The organism is Leifsonia sp. 115AMFTsu3.1, assembly GCF_004362795.1.
Lineage (GTDB): Bacteria > Actinomycetota > Actinomycetes > Actinomycetales > Microbacteriaceae > Leifsonia.
The window spans coordinates 1,413,775-1,438,545 of the sequence record NZ_SNYB01000002.1 but is presented as its reverse complement, the minus strand read 5'-3'; the positions used below and the strand labels follow the sequence as shown (position 1 = coordinate 1,438,545).

23 protein-coding genes are annotated in these 24,771 nt (G+C 70.7%); 6 read left to right on the top strand and 17 right to left on the bottom strand.

All coding sequences use genetic code 11. The features are described from left to right. Positions 1-105: 105 nt before the first annotated feature. The 6 genes from AXZ95_RS17935 to AXZ95_RS17910 are packed head-to-tail and all read right to left on the bottom strand — an operon-like array spanning position 106 to position 5,329. On the bottom strand, positions 106-987 hold the full coding sequence (locus AXZ95_RS17935) for a prenyltransferase (protein WP_026307212.1): 882 nt from the start codon (positions 985-987) through the stop codon (positions 106-108). Beyond that, the gene (locus AXZ95_RS17930; protein WP_018191407.1) at positions 984-1,307 is read right to left on the bottom strand and encodes a lycopene cyclase domain-containing protein; all 324 of its coding nucleotides are present in this window, start codon (positions 1,305-1,307) and stop codon (positions 984-986) included. Before AXZ95_RS17930 ends, AXZ95_RS17935 begins: the two co-directional genes overlap by 4 nt. Next, positions 1,304-1,663, bottom strand: a complete 360-nt coding sequence (locus AXZ95_RS17925) for a lycopene cyclase domain-containing protein (RefSeq protein ID WP_018191408.1) — start codon at positions 1,661-1,663, stop codon at positions 1,304-1,306. Before AXZ95_RS17925 ends, AXZ95_RS17930 begins: the two co-directional genes overlap by 4 nt. Then, on the bottom strand, positions 1,660-3,258 hold the full coding sequence (crtI, locus tag AXZ95_RS17920; protein WP_018191409.1) for a phytoene desaturase family protein: 1,599 nt from the start codon (positions 3,256-3,258) through the stop codon (positions 1,660-1,662). The genes AXZ95_RS17925 and crtI overlap by 4 nt, the downstream gene beginning before the upstream one ends. Next, positions 3,255-4,178, bottom strand: a complete 924-nt coding sequence (locus AXZ95_RS17915) for a phytoene/squalene synthase family protein (protein WP_018191410.1) — start codon at positions 4,176-4,178, stop codon at positions 3,255-3,257. The genes crtI and AXZ95_RS17915 overlap by 4 nt, the downstream gene beginning before the upstream one ends. Beyond that, positions 4,175-5,329 carry a polyprenyl synthetase family protein gene (locus AXZ95_RS17910; RefSeq protein WP_018191411.1) on the bottom strand — a complete coding sequence of 385 codons (1,155 nt, stop codon included), beginning with the start codon at positions 5,327-5,329 and terminating at the stop codon, positions 4,175-4,177. The genes AXZ95_RS17915 and AXZ95_RS17910 overlap by 4 nt, the downstream gene beginning before the upstream one ends. A gap of 75 nt (positions 5,330-5,404) precedes the next feature. Between AXZ95_RS17910 and AXZ95_RS17905 the strand changes: the two genes are divergently transcribed. Next, positions 5,405-6,058, top strand: coding sequence for a MarR family transcriptional regulator (locus tag AXZ95_RS17905; protein ID WP_018191412.1), 654 nt, complete (start codon positions 5,405-5,407; stop codon positions 6,056-6,058). Here AXZ95_RS17905 and AXZ95_RS17900 read toward each other — a convergent pair. Then, positions 5,940-7,526 (bottom strand): SDR family oxidoreductase, encoded by a 1,587-nt coding sequence (locus tag AXZ95_RS17900; protein WP_043742462.1) that lies wholly within the window; start codon positions 7,524-7,526, stop codon positions 5,940-5,942. The two genes, AXZ95_RS17905 and AXZ95_RS17900, sit on opposite strands and share 119 nt — an antisense overlap. A 91-nt stretch (positions 7,527-7,617) precedes the next feature. On the opposite strand from AXZ95_RS17900, the gene AXZ95_RS17895 reads away from it, so the two are divergent. Continuing rightward, complete coding sequence (locus AXZ95_RS17895; RefSeq protein WP_018191414.1) at positions 7,618-7,959, top strand: hypothetical protein; 342 nt, start codon at positions 7,618-7,620, stop codon at positions 7,957-7,959. Between the two features lie 89 nt (positions 7,960-8,048). Here AXZ95_RS17895 and AXZ95_RS17890 read toward each other — a convergent pair whose 3' ends face one another. Continuing rightward, a complete protein-coding gene (locus AXZ95_RS17890) occupies positions 8,049-8,960 on the bottom strand; it encodes a sigma-70 family RNA polymerase sigma factor (RefSeq protein WP_018191415.1) in 912 nt (303 codons plus the stop codon). Positions 8,961-9,266: 306 nt separating this feature from the next. Between AXZ95_RS17890 and AXZ95_RS17885 the strand changes: the two genes are divergently transcribed. Then, positions 9,267-10,688 (top strand): MFS transporter, encoded by a 1,422-nt coding sequence (locus AXZ95_RS17885; protein ID WP_018191416.1) that lies wholly within the window; start codon positions 9,267-9,269, stop codon positions 10,686-10,688. Positions 10,689-10,771: 83 nt separating this feature from the next. Here the strand turns inward: AXZ95_RS17885 and AXZ95_RS17880 are convergent, their stop codons facing one another. Next, positions 10,772-11,743: a DNA topoisomerase IB gene (locus AXZ95_RS17880; RefSeq protein ID WP_018191417.1), complete on the bottom strand. Its 972-nt coding sequence runs from the start codon at positions 11,741-11,743 to the stop codon at positions 10,772-10,774. After that, positions 11,740-12,675 carry a Ku protein gene (locus AXZ95_RS17875; RefSeq protein WP_018191418.1) on the bottom strand — a complete coding sequence of 312 codons (936 nt, stop codon included), beginning with the start codon at positions 12,673-12,675 and terminating at the stop codon, positions 11,740-11,742. Before AXZ95_RS17875 ends, AXZ95_RS17880 begins: the two co-directional genes overlap by 4 nt. A 99-nt stretch (positions 12,676-12,774) precedes the next feature. Between AXZ95_RS17875 and AXZ95_RS17870 the strand changes: the two genes are divergently transcribed. Then, entirely contained in the window at positions 12,775-15,231 is a 2,457-nt protein-coding gene (locus tag AXZ95_RS17870; RefSeq protein ID WP_018191419.1) for an ATP-dependent DNA ligase, read from the top strand. 73 nt (positions 15,232-15,304) lie between these two features. Here AXZ95_RS17870 and AXZ95_RS17865 read toward each other — a convergent pair whose 3' ends face one another. Next, positions 15,305-16,606: an MFS transporter gene (locus AXZ95_RS17865; protein ID WP_196802446.1), complete on the bottom strand. Its 1,302-nt coding sequence runs from the start codon at positions 16,604-16,606 to the stop codon at positions 15,305-15,307. 134 nt (positions 16,607-16,740) lie between these two features. Then, positions 16,741-17,184, bottom strand: a complete 444-nt coding sequence (locus AXZ95_RS17860; RefSeq protein WP_018191421.1) for a hypothetical protein — start codon at positions 17,182-17,184, stop codon at positions 16,741-16,743. Between the two features lie 151 nt (positions 17,185-17,335). Here AXZ95_RS17860 and AXZ95_RS17855 point away from each other — a divergent pair, with 151 nt between their 5' ends. Beyond that, on the top strand, positions 17,336-18,910 hold the full coding sequence (locus tag AXZ95_RS17855; RefSeq protein ID WP_231374445.1) for a bifunctional phosphatase PAP2/diacylglycerol kinase family protein: 1,575 nt from the start codon (positions 17,336-17,338) through the stop codon (positions 18,908-18,910). Between the two features lie 18 nt (positions 18,911-18,928). Here AXZ95_RS17855 and AXZ95_RS17850 read toward each other — a convergent pair whose 3' ends face one another. After that, a complete protein-coding gene (locus tag AXZ95_RS17850) occupies positions 18,929-19,444 on the bottom strand; it encodes a DUF664 domain-containing protein (protein WP_018191423.1) in 516 nt (171 codons plus the stop codon). 50 nt (positions 19,445-19,494) lie between these two features. After that, positions 19,495-20,667, bottom strand: coding sequence for a citrate synthase (locus AXZ95_RS17845; RefSeq protein WP_026307214.1), 1,173 nt, complete (start codon positions 20,665-20,667; stop codon positions 19,495-19,497). A 19-nt stretch (positions 20,668-20,686) separates the two neighbouring features. Between AXZ95_RS17845 and AXZ95_RS17840 the strand changes: the two genes are divergently transcribed. Then, positions 20,687-21,958 carry a citrate synthase gene (locus AXZ95_RS17840; protein WP_231374446.1) on the top strand — a complete coding sequence of 424 codons (1,272 nt, stop codon included), beginning with the start codon at positions 20,687-20,689 and terminating at the stop codon, positions 21,956-21,958. 90 nt (positions 21,959-22,048) lie between these two features. Here AXZ95_RS17840 and AXZ95_RS17835 read toward each other — a convergent pair whose 3' ends face one another. The 3 genes from AXZ95_RS17835 to AXZ95_RS17825 are packed head-to-tail and all read right to left on the bottom strand — an operon-like array spanning position 22,049 to position 24,695. After that, complete coding sequence (locus tag AXZ95_RS17835) at positions 22,049-22,708, bottom strand: methionine ABC transporter permease (RefSeq protein ID WP_018191426.1); 660 nt, start codon at positions 22,706-22,708, stop codon at positions 22,049-22,051. Beyond that, positions 22,705-23,748: a methionine ABC transporter ATP-binding protein gene (locus AXZ95_RS17830; protein ID WP_018191427.1), complete on the bottom strand. Its 1,044-nt coding sequence runs from the start codon at positions 23,746-23,748 to the stop codon at positions 22,705-22,707. Before AXZ95_RS17830 ends, AXZ95_RS17835 begins: the two co-directional genes overlap by 4 nt. Beyond that, a complete protein-coding gene (locus AXZ95_RS17825; RefSeq protein ID WP_018191428.1) occupies positions 23,748-24,695 on the bottom strand; it encodes a MetQ/NlpA family ABC transporter substrate-binding protein in 948 nt (315 codons plus the stop codon). Before AXZ95_RS17825 ends, AXZ95_RS17830 begins: the two co-directional genes overlap by 1 nt. Positions 24,696-24,771: the final 76 nt, after the last annotated feature.

Below are 24,771 nucleotides of genomic sequence, written 5' to 3'. Positions count from 1 at the left end.
CCGCGCGCTCCGCCCCACCGTCGAGTCCGCATAAATTGCACGCCGACCACGCGATCGGCGTGCAATTTTTGTGGACTCGACGGTGGGGGGATGGGGGGATGGGGGTCAGCCGAGGGAGGCCCAGAGGATGAGGAGGAGGGTGACGACGAAGCCGCAGGCGTAGTTGATCCAGAGGAAGCGGCGCCAGCCGCGGTTCGCGGTGCTGGAGTCGGCGTCCGTCACCGACCAGAACGGGGCGGCGGCCGCGATGTACGGGAGGGCGAGCACCGCCGCGAGCGGGCCCGGCCACGCGGTGAACAGCATCGCGACACCGGCCGCCGCCCACGCGAAGATCGCGAGCCGGACGGTCGCCGCCGCGCCGATGGCGGTCGCGATGGACGAGATGCCGCCCTCGCGGTCGGGCACCACATCCTGAACGGCGCCGAACGCGTGGCTGCCGACGCCCCAGAGGAAGAAGGCGAGCAGCACCAGCCACAGCTGCGGGGTGAAGACCGCGCCCGCGAGCACCAGCCCGTAGAGGGCGGGGCTGACGAAGTGGACGCTCGACGTGGCCGAGTCGAGGAACGGCACCTCCTTGAAGCGGAGGCCCTTCACCGAGTACGCCAGCACCGCGAACAGCGAGAACGCGAGCACCAGCCAGGACAGCGGCGACCCGACGATCACGAGGTACACGACGAACGGGAGGGTCGTCACCGCCGCCGCGATCAGGGTGCGGCGGTGCGCCGACCGGTCGAGCAGCGCTCCCTCCGCGCCGCCCTTGCGCGGGTTGCGCAGGTCGGACTCGTAGTCGAAGACGTCGTTGATGCCGTACATCGCCAGGTTGTACGGAATGAGGAAGAAAATGGTGCCGATGACGAACGTCGCATCCACCCGGCCTGTCGTGAGCAGGTAGGCGGCGGCGAACGGGAACGCGGTGTTGATCCAGCTGAGCGGGCGCGACGCCAGCACGAGCTGCCGGAAGGGGGCGGCCGGGGCCACGGCGGTCACGACCTGCTCCCCCGCCGCCGGGTCAGCAGCCACAGCGCGGGCAGCAGCAGGAGGCCGGCGATCGGGTACGCGAAGTCCTCGAGCGGCACGAGCCCGACCCGCACGCCGCTGATGCGCGCGTCCTGATAAGTCATGAACCCTGCGCCGATCATCAGATTGTCGAAGACCGCGGTCAACAGCAGGATGACGACGGCGGCGACGGCGATCGGAGCCCACCAGCGACGCACCAGTCGCGCCCGGTCGCGCGCGGTCGCCAGCGCGACGACGAGAACGGCCGCCGCGATCGCGACGAAGACCAGGCTGAGCAGGGCGTACGTCACCGGGCACGCTCCTTCGCGTGCTGCGGCTCGCCGGACGGCCGACGCCGCGCATCCATCACCGCTCGCGCACCGAACACAGTGACCAGGGTGAGGTAGCAGAGGAACAGCAGGAAGAAGACCTCCTCCAGCGGCAGCTCCGGGGCGAGCTCCACGCCGGTCATCAGCGGCGACTCTCCCCGGGCGAACACGCCGAGCAGGATACCGGCGGCATCCCACGCCAGGAAGAAGGCCAGGCCGACGGCGAGCACGATCGTCGCCCGGCGCGCATCCCGCCAGAAGACCAGGCGGAAGCGGGCGTCGAGCAGCACCATCGCCGCCAGCGAGAGGAGCAGGCAGCCGAGGTAGACGAACGTCACGACACCCGCTCCGCCTGCGGGGCGGGAAGCGGTTCGGGCAGCGGACCGGCCCCGCCGTCGCCGCGCAGCCGCTTCAGCACCAGCTCGGCGCTGATCAGGCACATCGGGAGGCCGATGCCGGGGATCGTGGAGCAGCCCGCGTAGAGCAGGTTGTCGACCTTCGCCGAGGCGTTGCCCGGGCGGAAGAACGCACTCTGTCGCAGGGTGTGCGCCGGGCCGAGAGCGCCGCCGCTCCACGCGTTCAAATCGGTCGCGAAGTCCTCCGGCCCGACCGTACGGCGCAGCACGATCCGGTCGGCGAGATCCGGGATGCCCGCCCAGGCGGAGATCTGCGCGATGGCCGCGTCGGCGGCACGCTCGATCGCACGGTCGCCCGCCCCGTTGAGTCCGCCGGCGCCGAGCGACACATCCGCCGGCACCGGGATGAGCACGAACAGGTTCTCGTACCCTTCGGGCGCCACGTCCGGGTCGGTCGTGCTCGGCATGCAGACGTACAGCGAGGTCGGGTCCGGGATGCCGGGGTTCGGCCCGTAGATCGTCTGGAAGTTGGCCTCCCAGTCGGTGGTGAAGAACAGGTTGTGGTGGGTCAGCTCCGGCAGACGGCCGCGCACGCCCAGCATCGCGAGCACGACGCCCGGGCCGGGGTCGCGGCGCTCCCACTTCTTCTCGGGATGCGTGCGCAGCTTCTCGGGAAGCAGCGCCGTCTCGGTGTGGTGCAGGTCGGCGCCGGACACGACCACGTCGGCGTCGATCGTGTGCACGCCACCGGACGCATCCCGGTACTCGACGCCGGAGGCGCGCGGACGTGGCGAGGCGCCCTCGGCGGTGGTGCGGATGGCGGTGACCCGCGCCCCGGTCACGAGCCGTGCCCCCGCCCCCTCCGCGAGCGCCGCCACCCGGTCGATCAGCGCTGCGAAGCCGCCGAGCGGATACCGCACCCCGTCGTCGAGGTCGAGGTGGCTCATCAGGTGGTACATGCTCGGCGCGCGGTCCGGTGACGTGCCCAGGAACACCGCCGGGTAGCCGAGCACCTGGCGCAGCCGGACGTCGCGGACGAAGCGGGCGGCATAGCGGTCGAGCGGTTCGAGCAGCAACCGGGCGAGGCGGGGCAGCCGACGGATCAGGTCCGACGCGAAGAGCGGCCGCAGGTCGGCGAAGGTGCTGTAGAGGAAGCGGTCGACGGCCAGGCGGTACGTCTCGGCCGCGCCCGTCAGGTACCGGTCGAGTGCGGCACCGGCGCCCGGCTCCTCCCGTTCGAACACCGCGCGGTTCGCGGCGCCGTCGGCGAGGATGTCGAGCGGCGGCCTGCCGTCCTCCGAGAACACGCGGTAACCCGGATCGAGCGTGACGAGGTCGAGCTGCTCCGCGGTGGAGGTGCCCATCAGCCGGAAGAAGTGGTCGAAGACCTCGGGCATGAGGTACCAGGAGGGCCCGGTGTCGAAGCGGAAGCCGTCGTGCTCCCACGAGCCGGCGCGGCCGCCGAGGGTCGCGTTCTGCTCCAGCAGCGTGACCCCGTAGCCCTCGCGGGCGAGCAGCGCCGCTGTGGCGAGACCCGCGATCCCGCCGCCGATGACGACCGCGGTCTGCCCGGTCATGGTCGTTCCCCCCGCGGCGAGCGCGGGAGTGCGGCCGAGACGGTCGCGCGCGTCAGGATGCCGAGCTTCACCCGGGTGGGAACGCTGATCCGGCGGGTCAGCAGTTCGCTCGCGGGCGTCGCGCGGATGCGGTCGCTGAGCTCCGCGAACAGCCCGTGCGCGGCGATGATCGCCCGCCGGCAGTTGTCCGGGAGCTCGGGGATGACGTCGGCCGCCGCCCCGAGGTCGCAGTCGATGTCGACGACCAGGGCGAGCTTCTGCCGTTCCGTCAGCCGCGCCGGGTCGATCCCCGGGAAGTAGCTGCGGCCGAGCTCTGACCAGTCGACCGCGAGGTCGCGGAGGAAGTTGATCTTCTGGAAGGCGGCGCCGAGCCGTCGGGCGCCCGCCTCCAGCCTCCGTCGCGTGTCGTCCGGCACCGGACGGTCGGCCAGGAAGACCCTGAGACACATGAGACCGACCACCTCGGCCGAGCCGTAGACGTACTCCCGCAGCTCCTCCGCCGTGAAGTCAACGGGACTGAGGTCGCGGCGCATGGACGCGAAGAAGGGACGGGTCAGGTCGACACCGATGCCCGTCGCCCGGGCGGTCACCGCGAACGAGTGCACGACGACGTTGGCGCTGTACCCGGTGCGCATCGCGCGCTCGGTGTCGGCCTCCAGGGCGTCGAGCAGCTCGCGCTGGTCGTCGACGTCGAGCCCGGCCTCGGCCGCGGCCCCGTCGACGATCTCGTCGGCGACGCGGACCAGCGCGTACACGTCCTCCACCCGGGGACGGATCTGCGCGGCGAGGAGGCGGGTCGCCATCCCGAACGATGTCGAGTAGGCGTGGATGATGGTGGCCGCGCCGGCGTGGGCCGCGTCCGTGTAGGTGGCGAGGTCGGTCGGCACGGTGGTCGTCGGGGCCTCGGGCGCTCGAGTCATGCGATCCTCCCGATGCAGGAGCGTGCCACGTCGGCGAGGGGTTCGGCCAGTGCCGGCGGGATGGACGGGGAGTCGAGCAGCGCGACGGCGCGATCGACGTGGTCGGCGAGAAGCCGCTCGACGAACCGGCGCGCGCCGCACTCCTCGAGCACGGTGGCGAGCCGTCCGGCCTCATGCGGCGCGAGGTCGCCGCGGCCGAGGGACGGCGCGACCTCCTCCCAGCGGGCGGTTCCACGCGCGTACGCGATGAGGGAGGTCTCCTTGCCCTGACGGAGGTCGCTGACGATGCTCTTGCCTGTGACGTCCTCCGCGCCGAAGACGCCGAGAAGGTCGTCGCCGAGCTGGAAGGCGATCCCGACGAGCCGGCCGTACTCGGCCAGCGATGCGAGCACGTCCTCTCCCCCGCCGGCGAGCAGTGCGCCGGTCATCAGCGGACCGGAGACCGAATAGGCGGCCGTCTTGTGCTCGGTCATGGCGAGCACGTCGTCGAGCGCCGGGGCGTCGTCGCCCAGGCGCTCCGAGAGGGCGACGTCGGCGAGCTCGCCTGCCGCCGTGACGAAAACGCTGTGGTCGAGGATGTCGAGGAGGCGCTCGCGCGTCCACTCGTCCGTGTCGGCGCGGGCGAGGACGGTGGATGCGGCGTGGAGCAGCAGATCGCCGGCCAGGATGGCGCCGGATTCGCCCCAGCGCCGGGCTCGGACGGCGCTCGCCCCGCGAGCGACGGCGTCGGCGGCGAACTCGCCCGCGGTGTTCGGTCGACCGCGCCGGACGGTGTCGCCGTCGATCACGTCGTCATGCAGCAGGAACGCAGTGTGCAGCAGCTCGTACGCCACAGCCGCCGTGCAGGCGACGTCGCGCTCGACGCCGCCGAGTCCGCGATAGGCCAGGAGCACGAAACGTGGGCGGATGCGCTTGCCACCGTCGGCCGCATCCCGAGCCGACTCCCACAGCCGGCGGTAGGAGGGGTCGTAGGCGGAGGCTGCGGAGATCCGCTCGGTGAAGAAGCGGTCGAGCCGCTCCTCGACCGACGCGAGGTCGTGCGCCAGAGTGCTGTCGCCGGTCGAGTTCTGACCGGTCGCCGTCTCCTCAGGAGTCCGTGCCTCAGGAGTCCGCGCGTCAGGAGTCCGTGTTTGGGGGTGCAGCTGTGTCATGCCCGGCGCTCCCTTGTCTAGCTTGGTTAGCAAATAACCTAGCACGATTCTTACGGATGGGAATAGGATGTTCGCATGACACCGGCTCGGGATGACGCGCGACGCGACGCACGCCGCATCTCCGCATCCCTCACCGATCCCCGCGTGATCGATCCGCGACAGGAACTCGTCCGGCACGACGACCTGAGCGAGGAGGAGCTGGCGCAGATCGTCCGGCTCCTCGCCGCCATGCGCGAGTGGCGTGACGCCGACCAGCGGCTCAGCTTCGAGTCCCGCACGCACATGAAGCTCAACGAGACCGACATGCGGGCGCTGCGGTACATCATCGCGTCGATGAACGCCGACGTCCCGGTCACCGCCGGGGCGCTGTCCGACCACCTGCATATCTCCACCGCCTCCACGACGAAGCTGCTGGACCGCCTGGAGCGTGCCGGCCACGTCGTCCGCCGCCCGCATCCCACCGACCGCCGTGCCGTCACCGTCGAGATCACGCCGGAGACGCACCGCGAGGTGCGCCGGACCATGGGACTGCAGCACGCCCGCCGGTTCGAGGTGGCGCGGTCTCTCAGCCCCCAGGACCGTGACACGGTCACCCGATTCCTCCGCGACCTCAGCGAGACGACGCTGGCGTCGGTTCCCGCCGTGGGTGCGGGTTCGGACGATCCGGATGCTCGTGCGTCGGACTCCGGTCCGGATTCTGCTGCCCGGTCGGACGCGCGACGCGGCTAGCCGCCTTCGGGTGCTCCGCCTCGTACACGATGCGGTTCGCCATCCCGTTGAAGATCACGCCGTGGAACGGCAGGATCGCGAACCAGTAGAGCCGTCCCGAGAGTCCGCGCGGGAAGAACACGGCGCGCTGCCGGTACTGCGATCCCCCGCCCTCGCGCGGACGGACCGCGAGCTCCAGCCAGGCACGCCCCGGAACGCGCATCTCGGCACGCAGCCGGAGGCTGCTCCCCCGCTCGATCCGCTCCACCCGCCACCAGTCGAGGGCATCGCCCGTGTTCAGGTGGTCGGCGTCGCGGCGTCCACGGCGGAGGCCGACGCCCCCGACCAGCTTGTCCGCCCAGCCGCGGAGTGCCCAGGCGAGCGGGAACGAGTACCAGCCGCGCTCTCCGCCGATGCCCTCGACGACGCGCCACAGCATCTCGGGGTCGGCGGTCGAGTCGCGTTCGCGCAGGTCGGTGTAGACGGTGTGCCCCGACCATTCGGGGTCGCTCGGCAGCGGATCGCTGGGCGCCCCCGCAACCGACGCGTCCTGCCAGCTGGTCTCCACCTCTCCCGACCGCTCGCGCGCCAGGGCCAGCCGGACGGCTCGGCGATACGGGGTCAGCCCTTCTGGCGGCGGCGGGATGACGGCGTCGATGTCGTGCTCGCGCATCACGCAGTCGTACTGCAGCGACTCGATGATGGGGACGGCGAGGCTGCGCGGGATGGGCGTGACCAGGTTGACCCACTGCGACGCGAGCCACGGGGTGAACACCGGCAGGGACGCGATCGGTCGCTGCGGCAGCCCCGCCTCCAGGGCGTAGGCGTTCATCATCTGGCCGTAGCGGAGGATGTCCGGGCCGCCGATGTCGAAGGCGCGCGACACCTCCGGCGGGAGCTCGGCGGCCTCGAGCAGATAGTGCAGGACGTCGCGGATGGCGATCGGCTGGATGCGGTTCCGCACCCAGCGCGGCGCCGGCATGTACGGCAGCACCTCGGTCAGGTGCCGGATCATCTCGAACGAGGCGGACCCGGAGCCGATCACCACGCCCGCCTGGAAGACCACCGTCGGGACGCCGGAGTCGAGCAGGATGCGGCCGACGGCCACGCGCGAGCGCAGATGCCGGGAGAGCTCGCCGTCCGGGTGCAGGGCGCCGAGGTACACGATCCTGCTGACTCCCGCCGCCTCGGCCTCCTCTGCGACCGTGCGAGCCGCCGCGGACTCCTCCTCGTCGAAGTCGCCGCGGGCCCGCATCGAGTGCACCAGATAGTAGACGACGTCCACGCCCCGGACCGCGCGGGCGACGGCATCGGCATCGTGCAGGTCGCCCTCCACCACCTCCACATCGCCCGCCCAGGGCACGTCCGTCAGCTTCTGCGGCGAGCGCGCCAGCACCCGGACGTCGTGACCGCGCGCGAGCAGCCGCGGGACGAGGCGTCCGCCGATGTAGCCGGTGGCGCCGGTGACCAGGATGCGGGAGGGGCTCATGGGGGCGACAGTACGCCCGTGGGCGAACATTCGGGCATGGCAGCCGTTCGACGTCGCCTCGAACGGGGGAACCATCCTGTACGTTTTTCGTATGGGCAAGCTCGTCTACGGCGGAACCACCGAGATCGGTTTCGAGGACAGGGTGCTGGCGCACCTCCAGATCGTGGTCGGACTGAAGCTCCGCCGCAAGGAGGGTTTCTTCTTCTCCTGGCGCGACGAGCAGGGCGTCGGCGACGGCCGAAGCGCGATCTGGATCGACCCGGCCATCCCGCTGCTGTTCCGCTACAGCGGCGGCCGGTACCCCCGCATCAACAAGACCTGGCTGGAGCAGCTGACGGCGTCGTCGAACAGCTCGCAGGGTCTCCAGCTGACCGAGGAGATCGGCGCGCTCGGCGCGGACGAGGTCGACGCGGATTCGCCTCCCGGGCGCTGACCGCATCCCGCTGACCGCATCCACACGCATCCACACGCAGAAGGACCCCGCGCCGATCAGGTGCGGGGTCCTTCTTCTCGTGCTCTCGCTCAGCGCAGGTACTCGAGCAGCTCCGGGGAGCGGAGGCGCTTGAGGCTGCGGGTCTCCAGCTGGCGGACGCGCTCACGGGTGATGCCGTACACCTCGCCGACCTCGTCGAGCGTCATCGGCTTCTGACCGTCGAGGCCGAAGCGCATGCGCACGACCTTGGCGTCGCGCGGCGGCAGCTCGCGGAGGCGCTCCTCCAGGTCGCGGTGACGGAACTCCACCTCGACGGCCTCCGGCGGACCGGCGAAGTCGCCGTCCTCGATCAGGTCGCCGAGCTCGGCGCCCTCGTTCTCGCCGACCGGCACGGCCAGCGAGACGGTCTCCGAGTCGCTCATCTGCAGCTTGTGGACCTCGGCGGGGTCGAGGTTCGAGGCCTCGGCCATCTCCTCCAGGGTGGGCGTGCGGCCCAGCTCCCCGCCCAGGTCGCGGCGGATGCGGTCCAGCTTGTCGATCTTCTCCACCGTGTGCACGGGGATGCGGATGAGGCGGGCCGTGTCGGCGATCCCGCGGAGGATCGACTGGCGGATCCACCAGGTGGCGTAGGTGGAGAACTTGTTGCCCGTGCGGTAGTCGAACTTCTCGACAGCGCGGACGAGACCGAGGTTGCCCTCCTGGATGAGGTCCATCACGGGGAGGCCGCGGCCGGCGTAGCGCTTGGCGATGCTCACCACCAGGCGGAGGTTCGCCTCGATGAACCGCTCGAACGCGCGCTTGCCGTCATCGGCGAGGTACTGCAGCTCGCGCTTCTCACGGGGGGTCAGGTTCGGGCGGATCGCCAGCCGCTCTCCGGCCAGCACTCCCACCTCGATCCTCTTGGCCAGGGCGACTTCCTCGTCGGCGGTCAGCAGCCGCGTGCGGCCGATGGCATTGAGGTAGTCCCGTACCGGGTCGCTGGTAACTTCGAGCGTCGTCATCGTGTCATCCCATTCAGCCCGTGTACGCACGGGCGACCTCGTTTAAGTGCTCTCAGTTCGGGTGCGCCACCTCCCCTTCCGGGTCGGTGGTTCGTTAGCCACGATAAGCAATGCACCCCGTACCCCAACAAGGGGTTGACAGGGGTACCAGCGGTGCGCTACCGACCCCGAGAACAAGTGATTGCGGATTTGTCAAGGCTCTCCTGTCGGATACACAGGGCTCGTACAGTCCCCCGAGTGACAGCTCACACATCGCAGAGGAACGCGGCGTCGCTGAAGACGATCCGCACAGCCATCCCCGCTCGCATGGACCGCCTCCCCTGGTCCCGCTTCCACTGGCTCGTCGTCGTCGGACTCGGGACCGTGTGGATCCTGGACGGCCTCGAGGTGACCATCGTCGGCGCCATCGGAAGCCGTCTGACCGAACCGGACAGCGGTCTCGGACTCACCACCGCCCAGGTCGGACTCGCGGCGGCCATCTACGTCGCCGGCGCCTGTACCGGCTCCCTGGTGTTCGGCTATTTGACCGACCGGTTCGGCCGCAAGAAGCTGTTCATCATCACCCTGGGCCTCTACCTGGTGGCGACGGTGCTGACCGCGTTCGCCGTCACCCCGTGGATGTTCTTCCTGTTCCGGTTCTTCACCGGCGCCGGCATCGGCGGCGAGTACGCGGCCATCAACTCCGCGATCGACGAGCTGATCCCGGCCCGGCGGCGCGGACTGGTCGACCTGGCCATCAACGGGTCGTACTGGCTCGGGACGGCGTTCGGCGCCATCCTCACCGTGTTCCTGCTGAACACCGACATCTTCGCCCCGAACATCGGCTGGCGCATCGCGTTCGGCCTGGGCGCGGTGCTCGGCCTCGTCATCCTGCTGGTCCGCCGGAACGTGCCGGAGTCGCCGCGGTGGATGTTCATCCACGGCCGCGACGAGGAGGCCGAGAAACTCGTCGACGAGATCGAGGAGAGCGTCGAGAAGGACACCCACCAGAAGCTCGAGGCGGTGCCCGGCGACCGCGAGATCGAGATCCACCAGCGCCGCTCCACCGGCTTCGGCGAGATCGTGCGCGTCGCGATCACGCAGTACCCGAAGCGGTTCGTGCTCGGCCTCTCGCTGTTCATCGGCCAGGCGTTCCTCTACAACGCCGTGTTCTTCACCTATTCGTTGGTGCTCACCAAGCTGCTGAACGTTCCGGACGACGTGGCGCCGTGGGCCCTGGTCCCGATCGCGATCGGCAACTTCCTCGGGCCGTTCCTGCTCGGGCACCTGTTCGACACGGTCGGGCGGAAGTTCATGATCACCCTCTCGTACGTCGGCAGCGGCGTCCTGCTGGTCGGGACGGCCATCCTGTTCGACTCCGGGGTGCTGGACGCGTTCTGGCTCACCGCGTGCTGGATGGTCGTGTTCTTCTTCGCGTCGGCCGGCGCCAGCGCGGCGTACCTCACCGTCAGCGAGATCTTCCCGATGGAGACCCGGGCCATGGCGATCGCGTTCTTCTACGCGGTCGGAACCGGCATCGGCGGCATCATCGGCCCGATCCTCTTCGGGAACCTGATCGAGGGCGGCATCCACTCGGTGGTCATCGGGTACTACATCGGGGCCGGGCTGATGATCGCGGCCGGGCTCGTGGAGCTGTTCCTCGGCGTGAACGCGGAGGGCAAGTCGCTGGAGGAGATCGCCTCCCCGCTCTCCGCCTCGACGAAGGCGCAGGCACCCGCGAAGCGCTGACCTGGTCCCAAGCCGACAGCTCCTGAGTTTTTCGCCCCCGCGACGGCGTGTCGCGCGAAAAACTCAGGAGCTGTTGGCGTGTGTCAGCTGGTGGAGAGCAGTTCGAGGAGGGCGGGCTCGGGGGCGCGACCGCCGGAAGTGTCGATGACCTCGCCGCTGCGGTAACGGTCGAAGATGCGCGGGTCGATGTAGCTGTTCCGCGCGATCGCCGGCGTGTTGCCGAGGGCCGCGGCCGCCTCGTTCACGGCGGCGCTGATCCGCTTCTTCCGCTGGGAGTCGGAGCCGGCGACTCCCAGCTCGGCGAGCGCCTCCGCTGCGACGATCGTGCCGTGCAGCGTCCGGAAGTCCTTCGCGGTGAACTCGCCCCGCGTCTGCCGGCGGATGTACTCGTTCAGGGATGCCGGACGGATGGAGTGCCAGGTGCCGTCCTTCCACGACAGCAGCCGCGAGCGCTGGCCACGGAGCGCCTGGATCTGCCGCAGCAGCTCCGCCAGGTCGGCGTCGGTGATCGTGCTCGTCCACTTCTGCGCCGACTTCGCGGGGAACGTCAGCGTGATGTCGTCGTCCTCGATGCGGGCGTGCCGGCAGAGCAGGGTCGTGAGCCCCCGGCTGCCGTTGGCATGCAGGTACTCCTCGCTGCCGATCCGGACGCTGCCGAGGTCGATGATGCGGAAGGCTGCGGCGAGGATGCGGTCCCGGCCGAAGCCCTCCTCCCGGAGGTCCATGGTCACCTTGCGGCGCGCCGACGGCAGGGTCTCGGCCAGCTGCGCGGCCCGCTCGAACTTGACGCGATCCTGGTGCAGCCTCCATGAGTCGTGATAGCGGTACTGCCGTCGGCCGGCCTGGTCCGTGCCAACGGCCTGGATGTGCCCGCGGGCGTCCGGCGAGATCCACACGTCCTGCCAGGCGGGCGGGAGCACGAGCGAGCGGATGCGCTCCAGCTCGCGCTCGTCGACGATCGTATTGCCCGCCTCGTCCTCGTACACCGGTCCCGAATCCGTCATCCTCCGGTGGTAGCCGGGGCCGGACGGGTTGCTGCGCTTCAGCCGCGTCACGCGGGCTTCTTCGCAGACTTCTTGGCCGGGGCCTTTCGCGTGGGTGCGGTGGACGACTTCGATGAGGTGGATTTCGATCCGGAGGCGGAGCTCTTCCGCGCCGCCGGCTTCTTCTCGTCGGACTTCTCGCCAGAGGACTTCGACGAGCGACTGCGCTCGACGCTGCGCTGCAGAGCCTCCATCAGGTCGATGACCTCGCCACCGCCCTTCTTCTCCTCCGCCTCCTCGCCGAAGGTGGCGGCGGTGTCGACGCTCTCCCCCTGCTCCAGCTTGGCGTCGATGAGCTTGCGCAGCTCGTCCTGGTACTCGTCGCTGAACTTCTCCGGCTCGAAGTCGCCGGCGAAGCTCTCCATCAGGGCGCTCGACAGCTGCAGCTCGCGGTCCGAGATGCGCGGGGTCTGGTCCAGCGACGGGAAGTCGGCCTCCCGGATCTCGTCGTGCCAGAGCAGCGTCTGCAGCACGAGCAGGTTGCCGCGCACGCGCAGGGCGCCGAGCCGGGTCTTCTGGCGGAGGGCGAACTCCACGATCGCCGTACGCTCCTCGTCCTCCAGCGTCTTCCTCAGGAGCGCGTACGCCTTCAACGACTTGGAGTCCGGCTCCAGGTAGTAGCTCCGGTCGAACATCAGCGGGTCGAGCTGGTCGTTCGGGACGAACTCCACCACGTCGATCTCGCGGCTGCGCTCCGAGGGCAGCGACGCCATGTCCTCGGCGGTCAGGATGACGGTGCGCTCACCGTCGTCGTACGCCTTGACGATGTGCTCGTACGGGATCACCTTGCCGTCGATCTCGCACCGCCGCTGGTAGCGGATGCGGCCGCCGTCCGCGTCGTGCACCTGGTGCAGCGGCACGTCGTGATCCTCGGTCGCGCTGTATACCTTCACCGGAACGTTGACCAGACCGAAGGTGATCGCGCCCGTCCAAATGGCCCTCATGTGCCCATCGTGTCCGGCAAGTGGCGCATTTTCAAGCCATGATCAGGGAATGCGCCGGAACGCATCCGCGACCGCACGGCCCGGGCGTACGGTGAGGGCATGGCCGCGCAGGACACCGAGGTCGTCGAGATCGACGGCCACCGCCTCAAGCTGACCAACCTCGACAAGGTCATGTACCCGGAGACCGGGACGACGAAGGCCGACATCTTCGGCTACTACAACGCCGTCGCCGACGTGATGATCCCGCACGTGCGCGACCGGATCGCGACGCGCGAGCGCTGGGTGCACGGCGTCGGGACGCCCGACGACCCGGCGGAGGTGTTCTTCCAGAAGAACCTCGACCCGGCCTCCACCCCGGACTGGGTGCGCCAGGCATCCATCACCCACAAGACCAGCACGAACACCTACCCGCTGGTCAACGACCGCGCGACCCTCATCTGGCTGGCGCAGATCGCCTCGCTCGAGATCCACGTTCCGCAGTGGCGGGTGGGGCGCGGCGGCGAGCGGAAGAACCCCGACCGGCTGGTGCTCGACCTCGACCCCGGCGACGGCGTCACCCTCGTCGACTGCGCCGAGGTCGCCCGGCTGGCCCGTGCCATCCTCATCGACATGGGGCTCGACCCGATGCCGGTCACCTCCGGCTCCAAGGGCATCCACCTCTATGCCGCCCTCGACGGGTCGCAGACCAGCGACCAGATCAGTGCGGTGGCCCACGAGCTGGCGCGCGCGCTCGAAGCCGACCATCCCGACCTCGTCGTGAGCGACATGAAGAAGTCGCTGCGCGCCGGGAAGGTGCTCGTCGACTGGAGCCAGAACAACGGCGCGAAGACGACGATCGCGCCGTACTCGCTGCGCGGCCGCTTCCATCCCACGGTCGCGGCGCCCCGCACCTGGCGCGAGCTCGCCTCCAAGAACCTGGAGCACCTGGACTACCGCGAGGTCATGCAGCGGCTGAAGCGGCGCGGGGACCCGCTGGCGGAGCTCTCCGCCGGGCACGGGGGCCACGCGTCGGAGCCGGATCGCCTGTCCACCTACCGCTCGATGCGGGATGCGGCCAAGACCCCCGAGCCGGTTCCCGCAGAGCGGCCCGCTGCCCGGGAGGGACGCTCGTTCGTCATCCAGGAGCACCACGCCCGGCGGCTCCACTGGGACCTCCGGCTCGAGAACGACGGCGTTCTCGTCAGCTGGGCGCTGCCGAAGGGCACGCCGACCGACACCAAGCAGAACCACCTCGCGGTGCACACCGAGGACCATCCGCTCGAATACGGCAGCTTCGCGGGCGACATCCCGCACGGCGAGTACGGGGCCGGGCACGTCGACATCTGGGACCACGGCGACTACGAGCTGGAGAAGTGGCGCGACGACGAGGTGATCGCCACGCTGCACGGCCAGCCGGACGGCGGGCTCGGCGGGGAGCCGCGGAAGTTCGCGCTCATCCGCACGGCGCAAGGAGGCGACGAGAAGAACTGGCTCATCCACCTCATGAAGACGGAGGGGCAGGACGGACATTCGGAGGCGAAGGATCGGGCCAAGGGGGGATCGAAGCGCGCCTCCGCGGCGACGTCCCGCGAGCCGGGTCCGGCGATCACCGGTGACCCGGTCTCCCCCATGCTCGCAACGCTCGGCTCGCAGGCCGACGTGACCGATGAGGACGAGTGGGCGTTCGAGATGAAGTGGGACGGCATCCGGGCCATCGCGGAGGTGCGCGGCGGCCGGCTGCGGCTCACCACCCGCAACGGCAACGACGTGACCGTCACGTATCCCGACCTCTCCGGGCTCGTGGACCTCGCAGGCGACCACGACCTCGTCCTGGACGGCGAGATCGTCACCCTGAACCCGAAAGGCCGGCCCGATTTCGGACTGCTGCAGACGCGGATGGGACTGACCCGGCCCGGCGACGTGCAGTCCGCCCTCACACGAGCGCCCGCGCACTACATGGTGTTCGACGTGCTGGAGGTGGACGGGAAGAAGCACACGCGCGACACCTACGACGAGCGCCGTGAACTCCTCGGTGAGGTGCTGCGGCCCGACCGCGGCGACCCGGTGCAGGTGCCGCCGGCGTTCGACGGCGACCTCGAGCACGCCATCGCATCCAGCCGGGAGCTCGGCCTCGAAGGCGTCATGGCCAAGCGCCGCGACAGCACCTACGCGACCGGCCGGCGCTCGCGCTCGTGGATCAAGATCAAGCACCACCTCACGCAGGAGGTCGTCATCGGCGGGTGGACCCCCGGAAACGGGCGCCGGGCGAACACCATCGGAGCGCTGCTGCTCGGCATCCCGGACGGCGGCACCCTGCGCTACGTCGGTAAGGTCGGGACGGGATTCACCGACCGCGTCCTGGATGACCTGGCCGCCAAGCTCGGAGCGCACGAGCGCAAGACGCCGCCTCTGGAGGGCGTGCCGTCCGCCGACGCACGCGGCGCCCACTGGGTGCGGCCGGAACTCGTCGGCGAGGTCGAGTTCGCCGAATGGACCGGGCCCGGGCGACTGCGGCAGCCGTCTTGGCGCGGGCTCCGGCCCGACAAGCGGCCGGACCAGGTCGTCCGCGAGTCGTGATCCTCGTCGAAGTGCACGTCGTGGCGGTTATTTCGCGCGAATAGCGACCACTACGTGCACTTCGACGAGGGATTCAGGGCGTCGGCGCGAGCGCGTCGTAGCGGCGGAACGAGCCCTGGATGCGGGCGATCACGCCGACCAGCACGACGATCAGCAGGCCGCCGAGGAGCGGTGGGAACCAGAGGGCACCGGTCACGGCGAGCACACCGATGTACAGGTCGCCGAGACGCGGACCGCCGGTGACGACGACGGTGAACACGCCCTGGAGCCGGCCGCGCATCGCATCCGGCGCGGAGGCCTGCAGGATCGTCATCCGGAAGATCGAGCTGACGTTGTCGGCCGCTCCCGACGCGGCGAGCAGCACCGTCGCCGCGATGAGGGCGGGGAGGTTCGCCTCAACGAGGGACGCGCCGCCTCCCGCCGTGCCAGTGAAGGCGACCACCGCCAGCACGATTCCGAAGCCGAGGATGCTGGCCCCGTAGACGATGATGGCCCGTTCGACCGCGCGGCCCTGCCAGCGGACCCCGCCGAGCCGCCCGGAGAAGACGCTCGAGAGCAGCGTCCCGACCGCCCCGGCTGCCGTGAGGATGCCCACCGTGATCGGTCCGCCGCCGATCAGCAGCGCACCCACCGCGGGGAACAGCGCACGCGGCTGACCGAACGTCATCGCGATGACGTCGAGCACGAACGTCATGCTGAGGTTCGGCGCGGTGCGGAGGAACCGCAGACCCTCCAGCACCGAGGAGAGGCCCGCGCTCTTCCGCTCGCCCTCCGGCACGATGGACGGGAGGGTGAAGATGCCCAGGAACGCGGCCGTGAAGAGCACCGCATCCACCGTGTACGTCCACGGGATGCCGACCGTCGCGACCAGCAGGCCCGCCAGCGCCGGGCCGACGGTCACCATGACGCCCATGCTGATGCCGCCCAGGGCGCTGGCCGCGGGGAGCAGGCTCACCGGGAGCAGTCGCGGCGTGATCGCCTGGCGGGTCGCCCCGATCATCACTCCGGCCACGGCGTTGATCGTCGTGATGACGTACAGCGGCCAGACGACCGGGATGTGCATCCAGGCCAGGAGCGCGAGCGCGGCCGTCGAGGACCACGCGACGATCGCGGTCACCAGCGCGACGGTGCGCCGGTCGAATGCGTCGGCGAGGACGCCGCCGTAGAGACCGAAGACGATCATGGGGACCAGGGCGAACAGCGCTACCAGGGACACCGCGAGCGTCGAGTGCGTGAGGTCGTAGATGTGCAGGCCGACCGCGACGATGGTCATCTGCGAGCCGATGCCGGAGATCGCACCGCCCGCCCAGAGCCGGGCGAAGGCCGGGGATTCGCGCAGCGGCGAGAGGTCGACGAAATGGCGACGCCGCGACAGGGTCTCGGCCGGTGGTGCCGAAGGGTCCGCGGGCGCGGTCGGGTCGGGGAGGCCGGTTCGGTCGGTGCTGGTCCGGTCGGAGCCGATCCGGTCGGAGCTCGGGTGCGGGTCCGTGCCGCGCTGCCGGTCCGTGCTCAGAAGCGAGGCTGCTTGCTGAGGCGCACCGCGGCGGTCGAGAAGACGACGCCGGCGAGCATGATCACCACGGTGATCGCCTGGAGCAGCACCTGCAAGAACGGGGTGAACGGTGTCACGGAGACCCAGAGCCAGAGGATCGCGCCGATGAGCGTGATGACGTAGCTGAACGTGCGGCGGGCGTAGAGCGCGTTGAGCGACACGACGGTGGCCGCGACCGTCACCTGGAAGAAGGGCAGGAAGTCCTCCGCGTTCCCGGTCCAGGTGGCCACGAGGCTCCACACGCCGATGACCAGCGACGCGAGCACGACGATCGTGGCGAGGAGATTGCCGAGGGCCGTCGGAAGGGTCGTGCTGAGGCTGCGGACGAGCGTGCCGTGCTCGTCGCTGCCGACGACGTCGCGCTGCTGTTCGTTGGGCTGGGAGATGACGTGCGTGCTCACGCCGTCGATCCTACCGCCCGCGGCGACGTCCCGCAGAGGCCGTCCACAGGGCGGGTCGTGCGCAGTCGTCCACAGCTCCGCGACCCCGGGCGTTCTCCACAGACAGCGGGGATGCGCGCCTCGCCGGACCGGCTCGGCGTACGTTGGCGGTATGGCAGCATCCCGTCGTCGCACCCGATCGCGCACCTCGCGCCGCGTTCCCCGTCGCCTCTCGCTCCCCGCCCGCCTCAAGAGGTGGGATGCAAGGGTCGCGTCACGCATCAACGCGCGCACGACGGGCGCGGTGTCGGACGGGTTCTGGCGCGGCCTCACGCTCGCGGCCAACCACGGCAAGCTGTGGTTCGCCGCAGCAGCCGTCCTGGTCGCCCTGGGCCGCCCGCGGGCGGCGGTGCGGGGGCTCGCCTCGCTCGGCATCGCCAGCTTCGTCGCCAACCTGGTCGGCAAGCGACTGGTCGGCGGCGACCGGCCGGCCCTCACGTCCATACCGCTCGCGCGTTGGCTGGAGCGCTCCCCCACCTCGCCGTCGTTCCCGTCCGGCCACACGGCGAGCGCCGCCGCCTTCGCGACCGGGGCGGCGCTGGAGTGGCCCGCGGCCGGCGCGGTGCTCGCGCCGCTGGCCGCGGGCGTCGGATACTCGCGCCTCCACACCGGAGCACACTGGCTGTCCGACGTCGCCGGAGGCGCCGCGATCGGCGCGGGGGCCGCCGTCGCGCTGAAGCTCGCCGCCCCGGCGGTGAAGACCGCCGCGCGCCGCGACCCGCCGACGGCCCGCGTGATCGACCTCCCGGCGACCGACACCGGCGATGGCGTGTTCATCGTGGTGAACCCGGGCTCCGGTCGCGGGCTCGGCGGCCCGGAGCCGGGGCCGCTGTTGCGGAAACGGCTGCCGCAGGCCGACATCCACGAGCTGGCCGACGGCGACGACATCGGCGAGGTGATCGAGGGCCGGCTCGGTGCGGAGACGCCGCCGCGCGTGCTCGGCGTCTACGGCGGTGACGGCACGGTCGCGGCGGTCGCCCAACGCGCTCGGGCGGCGGACCTCCCGCTCCTGGTGTTCCCAGGAGGGACGTTCAACCACTTCGCGAAGGCCGCCCTGCTCGACACCGTCGACGCGACGCTGCAGACGCTGGCCGACGGGTCCGGCCGCCACGTCGACGTCGCAGACCTGACATTCGGCACCGGCGAGACGATCACCGTGCTGAACACGGCCTCGGTCGGCATCTACCCGTCGTTCGTCGAAGAGCGCGAGAAGCACGAGAAGCGGCTCGGCAAGCCGATCGCGGCGCTGATCGCGGCGATCCGGGTCGTCCGCCGCGGCGATCCCCTGCAGATCGAGATCGACGGGCGACCGCGAACGGTCTGGTCGGTGTTCGTCGGCGTCGACCGGTACTACCCGGTCGCGGTCGCGCCGATCGAGCGGCGGCGGCTCGACGACCACCTGCTCGACGTGCGCATCCTGTTCGCCGGCGGGAAGCCACGATCCCGCGGCGCGGTCGCCCTCGCCTTCGGCGGCAGGACCGACGCCCTGGTCGCCCGGCTGCCGTTCCTGCAGGGGCCGCCCGCGCTCGAGGCGCGCACCGTCGAGGAGATCACCATCGCGGCGCAGGGCGATGACCCGGGCTACGCGCACGACGGCGAGGCGTCGACCGAGACGCCCGGCGACCCGCGGAAGATCACCCTCCGGATGCGGCCGGCAGCTCTGAAGGTGTACTCGCCGAAGGCGTGACGCGCACCGACGGTGCGGTCAGCCACGGCGCTGGAGCACGCCCTTCACGTACGCGGCCTGACCGGCGTGCTGCAGGTCGTCCGAGATCACGCTGACCAACCGCACCGCCAGCGTGACCGGTGGATCCCACTGCCGGTCGACGACGCGGGCGAGATCGTCGTCGGTGAGCGTTCGGACGAACTCCTCGGTGCGTGCGTGCACCGCTTCGTGATACCCGACCAGGTCGGTCGCGCTCACGTCGGCGAGCTGCGCGACATCGTCGGAGCTGTGGCCGTACCCGGTGTCGGAGACATCGAACGGCAGGGCGAAGCGCTCCGCCCATCCCTCCTCCGTCCACGCCTGGGCACGGCCGGCAACCTCGGAGACGTGGTCGTCCTGCACCCGCGTCAGGTGCCAGACCAGCCACGCGATCGAGTTCGCGTCCGGGTCGACCCGGCCTCCTAAGGTCTCGGCGTCCAGTCCGCGGACGGTGCTGCGCACCACCCCCGCGATCCGGTCGAACGCATCGATCAGAAGCTCACTGCTCGCGGTCACGTATCCTCCTCGCATCGTCTGCCCCGCACGATACGCCGCCCACGCTCCGCTCAGTGCACGGCGGCCTCCCGTGCCGGAAGGGGCTCGGGAGCCGCCGGACCGACGTATCGCGACGACGGCCGCAGGATCTTCCCGTCGGCCGCCTGCTCCAGGATGTGCGCCGTCCACCCCACCACCCGCGCGGCGGCGAACGTCGGCGTGAACATCGACCGGGGGATGCCGCAGAGCTCCATCACGACACCCGCGTAGAACTCCACGTTCGTGTGCAGCTCCCGGCCCGGCTTCAGCTCCGCGAGGAGCTCCTGCACCCGTCGCTCGACCTGCACCGCGAACTCGACCCGCGGGCCGCCGAAACCTTCGGCGAACTCGCGCAGCATGCGCGAACGCGGATCCTCCGTGCGGTACACCGCATGTCCGAAGCCCATCACGCGGCCACCCTCCGAGAGCGTGCGCCGCACCCACTCGTCCGTCCGGTCCGGCGTGCCGATCTCATCCAGCGTGTCCAAGGCGCGGCTCGGCGCGCCGCCGTGCAGGGGCCCGGACAGCGCGCCCAGCGCCCCGCCGACCGCCGACGCGAGATCCGCCCCGGTCGACGCGATCACGCGGGCGGTGAATGTGGAGGCATTGAACCCGTGATCGATCGCCGCGGTCATGTACGCGCTCAGCGCGCGCTCCTCCTGCGGCGTCGGTTCGCGACCCGTCACCAGCTGGAGGTACCCGGCGACGTATCCCAGGTCGTCCCGGGGCTCGAGCGGCTCACGTCCTTCCGCGAGCGCGTGGAGCGCGGCGAGGAGGACGGGCGTGACCGCGGCGGTGCGGATGGCGTCCTCCACCCGCGCCTCCGGGCTCTCGTCGTACAGCGGACGCGCCCCGTCGGCCGCGGCAACCGCAGTGAGAGCCATGCGCAGACCGGCCAGCGCGTCCCCGCCCGCTGTCAACCGGGCGATCGCCGGGAGCAGGTCGCGCACCTCGGACGGGACCGACCGGGCGGCCACGATGCGCGCGCGGAACGCCTCCAGCTCCGCCGGGGTCGGCAGCGACCCGAAGAGCAGCAGGTGCCACGCCTCCTCGAACGTCCGCTCGCGCGCCAGGTCGACGGCCGAGTACTGCCGGTAGTGGTAGAAGCCTTCGTGACCGCGCACATCGCCGAGCTCCGTCCGCGCCGCGACCACGTTGGTGAGGCCGCGGGGAACGTCGATGAGGGTGTCGTCCATCCTGTCCATATCGGTAGTGTGAACGTGGATGCAACACATCGTCAACGTTGATCGGATCAATATGGATGCGCTCCCCCGCCTCACCGCCGACCAGACCGCCGAGCGGCTCGGCGTGAAGCTCGAGACCCTGTACGCGTACGTCGCGCGCGGTCGGCTCGGACGCGAACGCACCGCGGAGGGCTCGACCTTCGACCCTCTGGAGGTCGAGCGCTTCGCGGCGAGCAGGCGCCGCCGCCCCTCCGCCGACGGCGGCCACTCCGAGGGTCGCCCGTTGATGGTGATCGAGACCGCCTTCGCCCTCATCGAAGATGGTGAGCTGCGCTATCGCGGCCGTCCCGTCGACGAGCTCGCCGCCGAGCCGTTCGAGACCGTCGCGCGCTGGGCGCTCACCGGTGAATGGGATGCGGCGGCGCGATTCGCTCCCGGAACCGGCGTCGACGCTGCGCGGGCCGTGGCCCGCGCCCTCCCCGCTGCGGCCGGCGACCGCGACCGCCAGCTGGTCGCGGTGAGCGCCTTCGCGGCTTCCGACCCGCTGCGTGCCTCCCTCGACCCGGCCGCCGTGGCATCCGCCGCCGAGCGCCTGGTCGCCGGGATGGTGGAGGTGCTCGCGCCGAGGCGGAGCATCGACCAGGGGCCGACCGACGCGCCGTCGAACCTGAATGGCCAGCCCGACCTCGCCTCCCGCCTGTTCGCACGGCTCTCCCCCGCGGCGCCGTCGGCCCACGACATCCGGCTGTTCAACGCTGCCCTCGTTCTGCTGCTCGACCACGACATCGCCGTCTCCACCCTTGCCGCCCGCGCCGCGGCGTCGGCCCGCGCCACCCCGTACGGCGTCGTCGTCGCGGGACTCGGCGCGCTCGACTCGCCGCTGCACGGCAACACCAGCCGGGCGGCGCACCAGCTTCTGGCACGCGTCGTCGCCGGTGAGGACCCGGCCCGCGCGGTCGCCGACGCCGTGGTCGCAACGCACGGACCCGTTCCGGGATTCGGCCAGCCCCTCTACCCGGCGGGCGATCCGCGGGCGCGCATCCTGCTCGGGATGCTGGCCGACGAGCCGCGCCATGCTGCCGTCACCGCCGCAGTGGAGGCCGTCGGCGACGTGGTCCGCGAGCGCACCGGTGCCCATCCCAACGTCGACCTCGCCCTCGGCGCCCTCACCCTCGCGACGGGGATGCGCGACGACGCCGGCGAGGTCGTGTTCGCCACGGCCCGCACGGTCGGCTGGATCGTGCACGCCCTCGACGAGTACGCGCAGCGTCCGTTGCGGCTGCGGCCGGTCGGCCGGTACGTCGGCCCGTGACATGCGCGGCGCCCGTGTGCCGCATCCCTGGGTCGCAACACGCCGTTACGCCGACGCCTCAACGGCGTGTTGCGACCCACGGATCGGCGGTCAGCGCCGCAGCGCCTTGCGCGCCAGCCAGTTGCCGAGGAACTGCGCCGCCTGCACCAGCACGACGATCGTGATGACCGCGATCCACGTCACCGCCCAGTTGTAGCGCTGGTACCCGTACGAGATCGCGAAGTCGCCCAAGCCTCCGCCGCCGATGCTGCCGGCGATGGCGGACAGGTCGACGATCGCGACGAAGATGAACGTGTAGCCGAGGATGAGCGGACCGAGCGCCTCGGGGATGAGCAGCGTCGTGATGATCCGCCACGGGCTCGACCCCATCGCCCGCGCCGCCTCGATGACGCCCGGCTCGATGGTGACGAGGTTCTGCTCCACGATCCGCGAGATGCCGAAGGTCGCCGCGATCGTCATCGGGAAGATCGCCGCGGGGGTGCCCAGGAACGTGCCGAGCACCAGCTGCGTCAGCGGCGCGATCGCGGTCATGAAGATGATGAACGGGATCGGCCGGATGAAGTTGACGACGACGTTCAGCACGGTGAAGAGGGCGCGGTTCTCGAGCAGTCCGCCGCGCCGCGTCGTGTAGAGCAGGACGCCGAGCGCGAGTCCGAGGATGCCGCCGAGCACCAGGGTGGCGACGACCATCCACAGCGTCTGGCCGATGGACTCCAGGTACACCGGCCACAGGGTCGACCAGTCGGTCATGCGGCCACCTCCTCGACCTCGGTCACCGTGCGGAGCTCGGCGATCAGCGCATCCACGTCGCCCGGCTCGCCGAGGAGCTCCAGCGTGAGGCTGCCGAACGATCGGCCCTGCAGCGCGGAGATGCCGCCGTAGACGATCTCGAAGCGCACGTTGTGGCGGCCTACCGCGTCCGACAGCACCGATCCGAGGCGGCCGTCGTCGTGGATGCGCGCCGAGACGATCCGCCCGGAGTGCTTGCCGCGGAGGCGCTCGATGTCCGCCTCGCCGGGCTGGTTGCGCAGCACCGTCCCCACGAACCGCCGGGCCGTCGGCGTCTGCGGATCGGAGAAGACCTCGAACACCGTGCCCTGCTCGATCACCCGGCCGGCGTCGAGCACCGCGACGCGGTCAGCGATCGAGCGCACGACCTCCATCTCGTGCGTGATCACGACGATGGTGACGCCGAGTTCGCGGTTGACCCGCTTCAGCAGGGCGAGCACATCGGACGTGGTCTCGGGGTCGAGCGCGCTGGTGGCCTCGTCGGCGAGCAGGATGTCGGGGTTCGTCGCGAGCGCGCGGGCGATGCCGACGCGCTGCTTCTGGCCGCCGGAGAGCTGGTCGGGGTAGCTCCACGCCTTGTCGGTGAGGCCGACGAAGGCGAGCAGCTCGGCGACCCGCTGCTTGCGCTTGTCGGCCGGCCACCCCGCCACCTTGAGCGGGTAGGCGACATTGCCGAAGACGGTGCGCGAGCGGAACAGGTTGAACTGCTGGAAGATCATGCCGATGCCGGCGCGGACCTGTCGCAGGTCGCGTTCCCGCATCGTCGTCAGGTCGCGTCCGTCGACGATCACGGCCCCCGCGGTGGGATGCTCGAGCGCGTTGATCAGCCGGACGAGGGTGCTCTTGCCCGCGCCGGAGTAGCCGATGATCCCGAAGATCTCGCCGCGGCCGATCGTGAGGTCGAGCCGGTCGACGGCGGGAACCGCGGCGTCGCCCGAGCCGAAGCTCTTGGTGACGCCGCGGAACTCGATGATGGGACCCGCGGTGGCCGTGTCGGGCACTACTGCGCCGCCTCGATGGTCTTCTTCAGGTCGTCGAGGATGCCGATCAGGTCGGACCCGGGACGGTTGACGATGACCGCCGTGTTCTTCGACTCGGCGAGCACCGCATCCGTCACCGCCTTGGTGTGGTACAGCTTCGCGATCTTCAGGTAGGTCGGGTTGTCCTTGTCCTTCTCGCGGGCGACGAAGGCGTTGATGTAGGGCTCGGCGGTCTCCGACTTCGGGTCGTCCTGGAACAGCGCCGACTTCGGGTCGATGCCCGCGGTCAGGGCGTAGTTGTTGTTGATGATTGCGCCGTCGGCCGAGCTGAGCGCCGGGGCCGTCTGGGCGGCGTCCACCGGGATGACGGTGACTTTGGAGGCGGCCGCGTCGATGTCGGCCGGGGTGGCCAGGGTGCTGCCGCCGTTCTTCAGCTTCAGCAGGCCGGCCTTCTGGAGCACCAGCAGGGCGCGGGCCTGGTTGGTCGGGTCGTTCGGGATGGCGATCGTGCCGCCCTGGGGAATGTCGTCAAGGCTCTTGTGCTTGGTCGAGTACAACGGCAGCGGGACGACGAGGGTCGCGCCGATCGGCACCAGGTTCTGCTTCGCCTGCACGTCGTAGTTGGCGAGGAACTGCAGGTGCTGGAACAGGTTCAGATCGAGCTGACCGTCGGCGAGCGCCGGGTTCGCCTGCGTGTAGTCGCGGAAGTTGACGGTCTGGATGTCGATGCCCTCCTTCGCCGCCTCCTTCTTCAGCACGGCCCAATACGGCGAGGACGCCTCCGTTGTGCCGATCTTCACCGTGACGCTTTTGGCGGTGGCGGCGCCCGATCCCGTGAGGTTCACGACGACGAGGACGACGGCCACGATCACCGCAACGACGGCGATGCCGATGCCGACGAAGAGGCCGGTGCGGGAGCGCTTCGGCTTCTCCGGGAGCGCGGGGGTGGGCGGGGTGGCGTCGGACATGGCGGTGCCTCTCTCTCGTGAAGGGGGGATGTGCCGGCGAACGCTGTGGCGGCACCTCCGAGCCTCTCCCGAGCCG